Origin of the sequence: Leyella lascolaii (assembly GCF_900079775.1) — a bacterium.
Classification (GTDB): Bacteria; Bacteroidota; Bacteroidia; order Bacteroidales; family Bacteroidaceae; genus Prevotella; species Prevotella lascolaii.
In genome coordinates this window covers 281,356-293,514 of sequence record NZ_LT556050.1, presented here as the reverse complement: position 1 = coordinate 293,514, position 12,159 = coordinate 281,356, and the positions used below count along the sequence as shown (strand labels likewise).

Below are 12,159 nucleotides of genomic sequence, written 5' to 3'. Positions count from 1 at the left end.
CTTGTGTCTTGTTTTCATTCCCTTGCGTACACCAGCAGGGTGTCGTCGCCGTTGAATGTCTTGTAGAAGAGGTTGAGCTTTCCCACCCATTGCGGCACGCTTCTGTAAACGAGCCTCAGTCCGGCGTTCTCCGCCATCTGCCTTCTCCATATGTCGCCTTGGGTTATTATCACCGCGTCGCCCCTCTTCGGACTGATGCTGCCGAGCAGATAGAGGTCTATGTCCTCGTCCACGGTTATCCCTTTGCGCCGGTAGAACTCAAGGTCGAGGCTCGACACGCGGTAAATGTTGTTCTCGTGGGTGCATATCACGCGTGTTGTCTCATCATCGCGCATCTCACCAGCAGAAAGCTTGCCGGCACCGATATGATGTAGACCGGTATCGGGGCAAGCTCATTGCTTACGCCGAGAAGCAGCGATATGTTGAATATGGTTATCTGTATGAGGTAGTTGATGCCGTGGCTCACGGCGAAGCGGAGGAATCGTCTCCATGACGGTCTTACCTTGAACGTGAACCATGAGGTCATCATGAAGTTGAACAGAAAGCTTATTATGTAGCCTGATGTGAATGCCACGTTGAGATATGTGTGGCGTAGCAGAAGATAGTATACACCGTAATGTATCACCAGCGCGGTTGTACCGACAATCCCGAACCGGAGAATCTCTCCTGAAAGTTTGTGCATGTGTGTTTTTATGTCAGTCATTCCGGACATGTGTTGTTTTTATATTGTTTAGACGTTTTTCTATTTATGGCTCCCAAATTTACATATTTTTGGGATAACGGGAACACTTGAAGGAAAAATATTTGCAGCTTTAACAAATTTTATCACAATATTTTTTATTTTGTTTATTCGAAGTTGTTATATCATTAAACAGACAAAAATAACTTAAACTCTAAATGTATTATGAACAGAATTATCATTGCTTTACTTGTGGCATTTGCCGCTCATGCGGACAGCTTTGCCTATGATTTCATTGTGAACGGTTTCGCCTATAACATAAAGAAAGACGGGACGGTGGCGTTGACTTACAAGAATCCGGATGTGACGAAGATGTCTGGCGACGGCGGATATGTGGGAAATGTAGTCATTCCGAAGACGGTGAAATACAAGAACCGTACATACCGGGTGACGGAGATAGGCGAGCGCACGTTCAGCTACTGCCACAAGGTGACGTCTGTGAAGATTCCGGAGGGCATCAGGAAGATAGGCTGGTTCGCATTCGGACAGCTCATAAACGTCAGCTCAATACACATACCGTCCACTGTGCAAGAGATTGCGCCGGGTGCCTTCCAGGTGCTTCTGAAACTGAAGAGGCTTACCGTGTCGCCCGCCAACAAATATTACTGCTCGGCGGGCAACTGCATATACAACAAGAAAAAGACCGTGCTGGTGTTTGTCGCACAGGTGAACAAGGTGCTGACCATCCCTTCCTCTGTCACCACGATACTCGACGACGCTTTCTCAGGAAACACGAAGATGAAGAAGCTTGTAGTGCCTAAGAGCGTCAAGTATGCCGGACGGGCGGCATTCTCAAGTATGAATGCCACCTATGTCGAGAATAGGGCAAGTATGAAGGATTTGCCGGGAAGCTCCAAGTATGGGCATCGTCCTCTGTGGACTTACCAGCCTTGTTTCGTGACACCGGGAGAGATAAGAATGATAGAGTGAGAATTGGACCGGGGAGAGACATAATATGTACGCGTACATTAATAATTGATATATGATGATAGTTAATATATGAAAAAGGTTACTGGCTGTTTGTTGGCGGCACTATGTGCCGGATGCGCCCTTCTCTCGTGCGCAGAGCAAAAGATGTGTATGCCTGTGGAGGCAAGTGAGATGACTTTCAGGGATGCTTCTGCCGATTATCTGATAGCCTCCAACTTCAGGAACATACATATGGTTCAGCTTGAGATGAAGGACGAATGTGTGGTTTCTGATGTGAAACGCATAATAGACACCGATGGAAAGGTGTTCGTGCTGACTTCAGACAATGAGATATTCTGCTTCGACCGCAGCACCGGTAAATACCTGAGCACTATAGGGAGCGTGGGCGAAGGACCCGGTGAGTATGTTGATGCTACAGACATCTTCTATGATGAGAGAGAAAAGCGCATATGCGTGCTTGACCGCAGCAAGAACGCAATTCACGCTTACACTCTTGACGGAAAGTATAATGGCGACAGGACTCCCGGACAAGGTGGTGACGCCATCGCAGCCTTGAGCTGGGCTATATGTGCGGAGCGGTCGGCAGACGGCAGCTTGATGATAGCCTCGCAAATGACTGGCGGCTATCCCTCAAACGACTATGCTTACACTGTTGTGCGCCCTGACGGAACGCTGAGCAGTATGGATGCCTTCGCTCCCGTGAAGGTGGAGGATTATTCCATGCCTTTTGCCACGCGGTCCATTGCCGTATGTGAGGATGGTCTGAGGTTCTTCAAGTTTCTCAACGACACCATTTTCACGTTGAAAGACGGTGAGGCTGTGCCTTATTGCAGGTTGAATACAGGGCGCAGTATGCCGCCTAAGGACGTGGTGGCGAAAATGGGAAGTTACAGGGAAATAAACCTGTACAACCTGTATAAATCAAGTGGCTATGCCATGACGTTCAGGGAAATGTATGAGTGCGGGAATCTTATCGCGGTTGTACCGGAACTTTACATGATGACGGGCGGATATTTCTGGATTGACAAGGAGAGACAGGAGGGCATACATATCCTCGCTACGGGCGATTTCGATGACGAATGTTTCCGCTTTCTTCAGGGACAAAGCATAATAAGACTTGTAGGGTCTAACGGGAAAGAACTGATAAGTGCATTCAGCGGCGCGACGTCTATAAGGGCTGTACAGAAACAGTTGAGTGATGGGAAAACACTGAAACTGTATGATAAGAGGATGAAGACGTTCTTTGAAAAGGCAGACCCGGAGGGCAATCCGTGCCTTGTGTTCTATGAGAACTGACGTGCCGGTGATTACTGCGGATGTATGATCCGGAGTTCTGTAATACGCCAGTCGCTTACGAATTGAAACTAAAATAGAACGGAGTTTTTATAAAAGGCTCCTTAAATAATAATTATTAACAAATTTTAAAACCATCAAATCATGAAAAAATTATATATTTTAGCATCCTGCGCGGTTCTGTGTTCAGGATTTGCATTCAGTATTTATCAGGCGGCAAACGACTATGGTATGAAAGAGAACAAACTGCACAGTGCGATTGTTGCGCAGTCAGACGAAACGTCAGGAGGAGGAAGTGGTGGAGGTGTTGCTTATTATGATAAAACTATAAACATAATTCGTAATAGCATCGGTGAGAATTCTGGTACAACCGGATCCATCACCATAAACTCGCTTGGAGAAACTAATAGCTTAACAATAACTGGTCTGAGAAAGAATACAAAATATTATATATCTTATGTAGATAGATATTGTATGGCATATCAGGGCGGTCTATGTTACCATGGTGATGAGATAATCGTTGTGACAGACATTGTCGCAGGTGGCTCGGAGACAACAGGCGGAGGTAATTAATAATAGACGAATAAAATATGATTTAAAATGAAACATACAATTATTCGTTTGTTAGTACTGTTTTGCGCAGGCATTCTGGTAGTGTCATGCCGCGAGCAGAAGAAGAGCGCCCCGACTGGTGCTGACGTGAAGGAGGTGACTTTCAAGGAAGCCCCCAAGGATTTTCTCATTGCCTCAAGCTTCAAGAACATCCACATGATACAGCTTGAAGCCAAAGAGGAATGCCTCATCTCGGATATCAAGCGTGTCGTTGATGTGGAAGGAAAGGTTTATGTTCTCACAAGANGAAGGAGGTGACTTTCAAGGAAGCCCCCAAGGATTTTCTCATTGCCTCAAGCTTCAAGAACATCCACATGATACAGCTTGAAGCCAAAGAGGAATGCCTCATCTCGGATATCAAGCGTGTCGTTGATGTGGAAGGAAAGGTTTATGTTCTCACAAGAACCAACGAGATATTCTGCTTCGACCGTGCCACCGGCAAATATATACGCACTATAGGACGTCTTGGAGAAGGTCCTGGCGAGTATGTCAGTGCAAGAGATATATGCTATGACGAGAAGGAAAAGTGCATCTGTGTTGTGGATTATTATAAAGGCGCGATACACAATTACGCTCTCGACGGCAGGTTCCTCGGTGACAGAAAGCTTGACGAAGAAACCGCTAAAGGTGTGAATTTGACGTTTTTTGCAGACTGTGCTCCGGATGGCAACATGCTGCTTTCCTTGAGTATGTCAGCAAAGAAAACTTCACGTGACCATGTATATATGATGCTACGTCCTGACGGTTCGTCGACAGGAGTGGACGTTTTCTCTCCTGTGAAGGCAGAAATAGGGCTTGTAGAAGTATCCAGACATCCTATTGCAAAGAGTGAGGACGGTCTGCGGTTCCTCAAGTTTTTGAATGACACCATCTTCACTTTGTCAGGTGACGAGGTTTTTCCTTTCTGCAAGTTGAATTTGGGACGCAAGATACCCGATAAAGATGTCCTTGCCAAGACGGGTTCTTTTGATCTTACAAATACGGCAAAACTTTACAAGAGCGGTTACTCTATGCCGCTTTTCGAGCTCTATGAGGACAAGAACTACATACTTGTCCTTACTGAGCCGATTACGCTTCAAGGCAGAGATAATTATCTGATAAACAAGAAGACTCTTGAAGGTATTCATATCAAAGGAAGTGCTCTTATGGCTGTGGAAGGTGTCATGTTTCTTGAGGGAAGACTTATGCCGTCTGTAATCGATTCCAACCGCAATGAGTTCATAAGCTGGTTTGCTCCGATATGGATAGAGTGTATGCGTGATGATATCTTCGCCAAGAATCTTGACGTGAAGCTTTATAAGAAGGAGATGAGGACGTTCTTTGAGAAGGCAGACCCGGAGGGAAATCCGTGCCTGGTGTTCTATGAGAACTGACATGCGGGATATACCTGCGGGAATATGTGGTAATATTTCCGCAGACATATAATCTCTGACGTGAACGGAAACAATAAAAGGCAGTGCTGTTTTAATAAAGACTCCTTGAAATTCCTGCTTTGTCGGTTTTTTAATATTAAACAATAAGAGTGTATTTATGCAGAATATTTCCTGTGTAGTCGCATGTTTGGGACTTGACTCCGGTATCTGTCAGGTGACAAGCGACTATGGTATGGAAGAAAACAAACTAATTATATTATAAACATAAGCTATATATGAAACATTTTATCAGTGCTTTTCTGGCAGTATCTTGTGCCGTGTGTATGTTTCTTTCGTGCTCCGACCAAAAGAAGAATACTCCCACATACATTAAGGAGATAACTTTCAAAGAGGCTACCAAGGATTATCTGTTGGCTTCCAACTTCAAGAACATACACATGGTTCAGCTGGAAATGAAGGACGAATGTATGATATCAGACGTGAAACGCATAATAGATACTGACGGTCAGCTGTATGTGCTTACCTCTGATAATGAGATATTCTGCTTCGACCGAAGCACGGGGAAATACCTGCGTAAGATAGGTAGCACAGGCGAAGGACCCGGTGAGTATGTTGACATAACAGACATGTTCTATAATGAGAAAGAGAAGAGAATATGTGTTGTTGACCGGGTGAAAAACGCAATCCATGCCTATACTCTTGGCGGCGAGTTCGTCGGCAGCAGGGCATTCGACAAGAACGGTGATATAGCCACCGCCTTGATATGGTCTGAATGTGCGGAATACTCTCCTGACGGAGATGTGATGATTGCCTTGCAAATAACTGACGGATTTCCTGTCTCCGATTATGCATATACCGTTATCCGTCCGAATGGGACAGCGATAAAGTTGGACGCTTTCGCCCCATTGAAGATTGAAGGAACAAGTATGGCATTTGCAAAACGCCCGATGGCAAGATGCGAGGATGGGCTGAGATTCTTCAAGTATGTCAACGATACCATCTTTACTCTGTCAGACGGTGAGGCTGTGCCTTACTGCAAAGTGGATTTGGGGCGTAAGATGCCGTCGAGGGAAATGCTGGCTAAAATGGGAGGCGATCTGTATCTGAATATAGATAAGGTGTTCCAGAGCGGTTATGCCATGCCTTTGGAGGAAATATACGAGTGCAAGAATCTGATAGCTCTGATACCTCAATATTACGAAATGGCTGGTGGGTATTATTGGATTGATAAGGAGAAACAGGAGGGCATACACATCATTGCTACAAATAATTTTGATGACGAGTGCTTCCGTTTTCTTCAGGGACGTAGTATAATAAGTCTGAAAGGGTCGAATGAGAAAGAGCTGATAAGCTCTTTTAATGGCGCAACGGTGATAAAGGCTGTTCAGAAACAGTTGCGTGAGAAGAAAGACCTTAATGTATATAAAAAGGAGATGAGGACGTTCTTTGAGAAGGCAGACCCGGATGGCAATCCGTGTCTGGTGTTCTATGAGAACTGACATGCGGGATATACCTGCGGGAATATGTGGTAATATTTCCGCAGGTATGCCTGCCATGAAATGTGTGAAATTAATAAAAAGACACATATTATATATAAATGTAATAATTGAAAATGTAACATCAGGCTTTCTGGCTTTTGGTTATTTAAACATAAATGGAAATGAAACATACAATCATTCGTTTATTAGTACTGTTTTGCGCAGGCATTCTGGTAGTGTCATGCCGCGAGCAGAAGAAGAGCGCCCCGACTGGTGCTGACGTGAAGGAGGTGACTTTCAAGGAAGCCCCCAAGGATTTTCTCATTGCCTCAAGCTTCAAGAACATCCACATGATACAGCTTGAAGCCACAGAGGAAAGTATCATTTCGGATATCAAGCGTGTTGTTGACGTGGACGGAAAGGTTTATGTACTTACAAGAACCAACGAGATATACTGCTTCGACCGTGCCACAGGCAAATATATACGTACGATAGGACGTCTTGGAGAAGGTCCGGGTGAGTATGTCAGTGCTATGGATATCTGCTATGACGAGAAGGAAAAGTGCATCTGCGTTGTGGATTATTATAAAAGCGCAATCCACAATTACACTCTCGACGGCAAGTTCCTCGGTGACAGAAAGCTTGACAATGATACCGCTGAAGGTGTCGGTTGGGCTGTATATGCAGACTGCGCACCGGACGGCAATATGCTTGTTTCCTTGCGTATGTCAGGGAATAAGCCTCCTCGTGATTATGCATATATAATTGTACGTCCGGATGGTACGTCGACAGGAGTGGATGTTTTTTCTCCGGTTAAGTCAGAAATAGGGAGTGTTGAAGTATCCAGGCACCCTATTGCCAAGAGTGATGACGGTCTGCGGTTCTTCAAGTTTATGAATGATACAATCTTCACTTTGTCCGGTGACGAGGTTGTTCCTTTCTGCAAGTTGAATTTGGGACGCAAGATGATTCCTAAGGATGTCCTTGCCAAGATGGACTCTTATGATAATATAAATGCCGGAAAACTTTATCAGAGCGGTTATTCTTTGCCGCTTTTCGAGCTCTATGAGGACAAAAATTATATACTTGTTCTTACAAAGCCTCTTACGCTTCAAGGCAGAGATAATTATCTGATAAACAAGAAGACTCTTGAAGGCATCCACATCAAAGGAAGTGCCCGGGTGGCTGTGGAAGGTGTCATGTTTCTTGAGGGAAGACTTATGCCTGATATAATAGATTCCAACCGCAATGAGTTCATAAGCTGGTTTGCTCCGATATGGATAGATTGTATGCGCAATGAAATCTTCGCCAAGAATCTTGACGTGAAGCTTTATAAGAAGGAGATGAGGACGTTCTTTGAGAAGGCAGACCCGGAGGGAAATCCGTGCCTGGTGTTCTATGAGAACTGACATGCGGGATATACCTGCGGGAATATGTGGTAATATTTCCGCAGGTATGCCTGCCATGAAATGTGTGAAATTAATAAAAAGACACATATTATATATAAATGTAATAATTGAAAATGTAACATCAGGCTTTCTGGCTTTTGGTTATTTAAACATAAATGAAAATGAAACATACAATCATTCGTTTATTAGTACTGTTTTGTCTGGGCATTCTGGTAGTGTCATGCCGCGAGCAGAAGAAGAGCGCCCCGACTGGTGCTGACGTGAAGGAGGTGACTTTCAAGGAAGCCCCCAAGGATTTTCTCATTGCCTCAAGCTTCAAGAACATCCACATGATACAGCTTGAAGCCAAAGAGGAATGCCTAATCTCGGATATCAAGCGTGTTGTTGACGTGGAAGGAAAGATTTATGTTCTTACAAAAAACAACGAGATATTCTGTTTCGACCGTGCCACCGGCAAATATATACGCACTATAGGACGYMTTGGAGAAGGTCCTGGMGAGTATGTCAGTGCTATGGATATYTGCTATGACGAGAAGGAAAAGTGCATCTGCGTTGTAGATTATTATAAAAGCGCRATMCACAATTACTCTCTCGACGGCAGGTTYCTCGGTGACAGAAAGYTTGACGAAGAWACCGCTRAAGGTGTGAATTTGACGGKTTATGCGGACTGTGCACCGGACGGCAATATGTTGCTTTCCTTATGTATGCCACCCCAAAAACCTTCACGTGATTATGTATATATGATGCTTCGTCCTGAYGGTACGTCTACCGGAGTGGATGTTTTCTCCCCGGTGAGGTCAAAAATAGCGCAAGTTGAAGTCTCMAGACATCCTATCGCAAAGAGTGAGGACGGTCTGCGGTTCTTCAAGTTYATGAATGATACAATCTTCACTTTRTCMGGTGACGAGGTTGTTCCTTTCTGCAAGTTGAATTTGGGRCGCAAGATGGTGCCTAAGGATGTCCTTGCCAAGATGGGKCCTTATGAAGATGTAAATGCCGGAAAACTTTATCAGAGCGGTTATTCTTTGCCGCTTTTCGAGCTCTATGAGGACAAGAACTACATACTTGTTCTTACAAAGCCTCTTACGCTTCAAGGCAGAGATAATTATCTGATAAACAAGAAGACTCTTGAAGGCATCCACATCAAAGGAAGTGCCCGAGTGGCAGTGGAAGGTGTCATGTTTCTTGAGGGAAGACTTATGCCGTCTGTAATAGATTCCAACCGCAACGAGTTCATAAGCTGGTTCGCTCCGGTATGGATAGAGTGTATGCGCGATGAAATCTTCGCCAAGAATCTTGACGTGAAGCTTTATAAGAAGGAGATGAGGACGTTCTTTGAGAAGGCAGACCCGGATGGCAATCCGTGTCTGGTGTTCTACGAGAACTGACATGCGGGATATACCTGCGGGAATATGTGGTAATATTTCCGCAGGTATGCCTGCCATGAAATGTGTGAAATTAATAAAAAGACACATATATATATAAATGTAAAAATTGAAAATGTAACATCAGGCTTTCTGGCTTTTGGTTATTTAAACATAAATGGAAATGAAACATACATTCATTCGTTTATTAGTACTGTTTTGCCTGGGCATTCTGGTAGTGTCATGCCGCGAGCAGAAGAAGAGCGCCCCGACTGGTGCTGACGTGAAGGAGGTGACTTTCAAGGAAGCCCCCAAGGATTTTCTCATTGCCTCAAGCTTCAAGAACATCCACATGATACAGCTTGAAGCCAAAGAGGAATGCCTCATCTCGGATATCAAGCGTGTCGTTGATGTGGAAGGAAAGGTTTATGTTCTCACAAGAACCAACGAGATATTCTGCTTCGACCGTGCCACCGGCAAATATATACGCACTATAGGACGTCTTGGAGAAGGTCCTGGACCTTATGAAGATGTAAATGCCGGAAAACTTTATCAGAGCGGTTATTCTTTGCCGCTTTTCGAGCTCTATGAGGACAAGAACTACATACTTGTTCTTACAAAGCCTCTTACGCTTCAAGGCAGAGATAATTATCTGATAAACAAGAAGACTCTTGAAGGCATCCACATCAAAGGAAGTGCTCTGATGGCTGTGGAAGCTGTCATGTTTCTTGAGGGAAGACTTATGCCTGATATAATAGATTCCAACCGCAACGAGTTCATAAGCTGGTTTGCTCCGATATGGATAGAGTGTATGCGTGATGAAATCTTCGCCAAGAATCTTGACGTGAAGCTTTATAAGAAGGAAATGAGGACGTTCTTTGAGAAGGCAGACCCGGATGGCAATCCGTGCCTGGTGTTCTATGAGAACTGATATGCGGAATCTAACGGAACCGTACATATAAAAATACTTTCATGTTTATATAATAAAAATGTATGAAGACTGATTTGAAATTCTTTGCAACGGTCACGGTAGCGGCAGCAGCATTGATTGCCGGTGTCGCTGCGGTGATGTTGTCTGGAAAGGACAGCAATGGAGGGCATACACAGACGGATGCTGACAGAGAGTATGATGCGGAAGTGGTGATGAGTCATCTGAATTATGACGGACTGTATCTGAACGGAAACACCACATTGAACTGTTATGACAGAACAGGGAAACTGAAGGAGTCTGATATACCATTGGATTCTGTCATGAGAGGAGGCAAGTGTCTCGTACTGTTCTCCATGAACAGTTGTTCTGATTGCTCGAGGCTTGAGATGTCCCTGCTCTCAAAACTTCCTTGCCGTGACAACATCGTGTTCGTGTTCGATTATGACATGCACAGTCATATGGGAAACCGTAAGATGCCTGCCGGAGGATTCTACGAGATTTGCAAAGGAAAACTGTGTGACGGGATAGAAGATGAACCTCAGTTCCCTATTCTATTTTATACTGAAGGGCTTAGAATAGTGACATCTAACGTAGTCAGTACGACAACGCTTCCCTTCACACGCAGGTTTCATAATTTCATCAGTAAGAAACTATCAGAATGACTATGGGTTATTATCGCCAAAAGAGTGCCGGTGAGCGCAATGAAAGCTCGCTTTCGGATTGCCGGACGCAGTCTGTCTGTATTAGAAGAATGTTGCCTTACCTGCTGCTGGCAGCCGTCACCGTTGCCGTATATATACAGACTGTGTGGAACGATTTCCTGTTTCACTGGGATGACCAGTGGGTTGTGATAAACGCGTTCACAGACCGCGGAATGTCATGGAGCAACATATGGGATGTTGTGACACAGTTTTATCACGGTCAGTATGCTCCCGCCAACGAGCTTTATTATATCATCATTTACAGTCTTTTCGGATATAACTCATATGCGTTTCATGCCGGCAGCGTGCTGTTGCATACGGCAAACGTACTGTTGACCTACCGTTTTGTGTTCCTGTTGTCATTAAAGACACAGAATGGAGAGACGACTGTCGCGGGCAGAATCGCGTTTGTCACGGCATTGTTGTTCGCTGTCCATCCTGTATGCGTGGAGTCGGTGGCGTGGCTGAGCGCGTCCAAGATACTCGTATATTCATTGTTCTATCTTACGGCACTCGTCATCTACATACGCTACATCGAGCGAAAGGATGCGGCGTCCTATCTGCTTGTACTTCTGTTATACATTCTTTCGTTCGCCGGAAAGGAACAGGCTGTGGTGCTTGTGCTGTGCTGCGCGCTTGTCGACTACGCCATGCGCAGACGTGAACCGGTGCTGTTGATGGTTGCGGAGAAAGTGCCGATGTTGTTTCTTGCCCTGTTCTTCGGACTGATTACCATTCTTTCTCAGGGCGACACTTCCGGCGGTTCCATGCCGCAGTATGATATTATGGAACGCTGTCTTCTTGCGTTTTACTCACTGTTTGAATATATTGTCAAGGCGATAGTGCCTTACAACCTGTCTTATATTTATCCGTTCCCGTTCCAGCCCGGTGACGCCGTTCCGTTCGGAATTTATCTTTATCCTTTATATGTACTTGCATTGGGCTATCTTGTCTTTGTCTTCAGACGTGACAGGATGATAGTCTTTGCAGCCCTTTTCTTTGTCATACATGTTCTTGTGGCTCTTCATATAGTACCGATATCAAGGTTTGCTGTCACTGCCGACAGATATTCATACCTCTCGCTGATAGGCTGCGCTTTCATGATTGCTTATCTGTCGGCGACGCGCTTCCGGTTTACACGATGGGTGAAACTTGCGCTTGCAGTGTATGTGGTGTGTCTGTCGGCAATGACTCTGACATATGAGAGACACTGGAGAAATACCGATATGCTTAAACAGAACATTCGTGAGATACTCAAATCGAGGAAAGATTATGATGACGGAAAGAAAACACTGATTACAGCTCCGGTCAATGCCGGACATTAACTCC

Annotated in this window: 13 protein-coding genes; 11 read left to right on the top strand and 2 right to left on the bottom strand. The window is 44.8% G+C overall.

Annotation, left to right across the window (positions count from 1 at the left end; genetic code table 11):
* Positions 1–14 precede the first annotated feature (14 nt).
* A complete protein-coding gene (locus BN4609_RS16660) occupies positions 15–311 on the bottom strand; it encodes a hypothetical protein (protein WP_164071702.1) in 297 nt (98 codons plus the stop codon).
* Positions 308–703, bottom strand: a complete 396-nt coding sequence (locus tag BN4609_RS13625; RefSeq protein WP_241033270.1) for a GtrA family protein — start codon at positions 701–703, stop codon at positions 308–310. The genes BN4609_RS16660 and BN4609_RS13625 overlap by 4 nt, the downstream gene beginning before the upstream one ends.
* A 201-nt stretch (positions 704–904) precedes the next feature.
* On the opposite strand from BN4609_RS13625, the gene BN4609_RS13620 reads away from it, so the two are divergent.
* From BN4609_RS13620 to BN4609_RS13570, 11 genes are all read left to right on the top strand, one after another.
* Complete coding sequence (locus BN4609_RS13620) at positions 905–1,669, top strand: leucine-rich repeat domain-containing protein (protein ID WP_068857154.1); 765 nt, start codon at positions 905–907, stop codon at positions 1,667–1,669.
* A 69-nt stretch (positions 1,670–1,738) separates the two neighbouring features.
* Positions 1,739–2,965: a DUF4934 domain-containing protein gene (locus BN4609_RS13615; protein WP_084791667.1), complete on the top strand. Its 1,227-nt coding sequence runs from the start codon at positions 1,739–1,741 to the stop codon at positions 2,963–2,965.
* Positions 2,966–3,106: 141 nt separating this feature from the next.
* Positions 3,107–3,535 carry a hypothetical protein gene (locus BN4609_RS13610; RefSeq protein ID WP_068857152.1) on the top strand — a complete coding sequence of 143 codons (429 nt, stop codon included), beginning with the start codon at positions 3,107–3,109 and terminating at the stop codon, positions 3,533–3,535.
* Positions 3,536–3,562: 27 nt separating this feature from the next.
* Positions 3,563–3,832 (top strand): 6-bladed beta-propeller, encoded by a 270-nt coding sequence (locus tag BN4609_RS13605; protein WP_084791665.1) that lies wholly within the window; start codon positions 3,563–3,565, stop codon positions 3,830–3,832.
* The gene (locus tag BN4609_RS13600; protein WP_068857150.1) at positions 3,829–4,947 is read left to right on the top strand and encodes a DUF4934 domain-containing protein; all 1,119 of its coding nucleotides are present in this window, start codon (positions 3,829–3,831) and stop codon (positions 4,945–4,947) included. Before BN4609_RS13605 ends, BN4609_RS13600 begins: the two co-directional genes overlap by 4 nt.
* A gap of 275 nt (positions 4,948–5,222) precedes the next feature.
* Entirely contained in the window at positions 5,223–6,446 is a 1,224-nt protein-coding gene (locus tag BN4609_RS13595; RefSeq protein WP_084791663.1) for a DUF4934 domain-containing protein, read from the top strand.
* A gap of 161 nt (positions 6,447–6,607) precedes the next feature.
* Positions 6,608–7,834 carry a DUF4934 domain-containing protein gene (locus tag BN4609_RS13590; RefSeq protein ID WP_164071701.1) on the top strand — a complete coding sequence of 409 codons (1,227 nt, stop codon included), beginning with the start codon at positions 6,608–6,610 and terminating at the stop codon, positions 7,832–7,834.
* Positions 7,835–7,995: 161 nt separating this feature from the next.
* On the top strand, positions 7,996–9,222 hold the full coding sequence (locus BN4609_RS13585; RefSeq protein WP_164071700.1) for a DUF4934 domain-containing protein: 1,227 nt from the start codon (positions 7,996–7,998) through the stop codon (positions 9,220–9,222).
* Positions 9,223–9,382: 160 nt separating this feature from the next.
* Entirely contained in the window at positions 9,383–10,129 is a 747-nt protein-coding gene (locus tag BN4609_RS13580) for a DUF4934 domain-containing protein (RefSeq protein ID WP_164071699.1), read from the top strand.
* A 62-nt stretch (positions 10,130–10,191) separates the two neighbouring features.
* Positions 10,192–10,791 carry a hypothetical protein gene (locus BN4609_RS13575; protein ID WP_068857145.1) on the top strand — a complete coding sequence of 200 codons (600 nt, stop codon included), beginning with the start codon at positions 10,192–10,194 and terminating at the stop codon, positions 10,789–10,791.
* Complete coding sequence (locus BN4609_RS13570; protein ID WP_164071698.1) at positions 10,788–12,155, top strand: glycosyltransferase family protein; 1,368 nt, start codon at positions 10,788–10,790, stop codon at positions 12,153–12,155. Before BN4609_RS13575 ends, BN4609_RS13570 begins: the two co-directional genes overlap by 4 nt.
* Positions 12,156–12,159 lie beyond the last annotated feature (4 nt).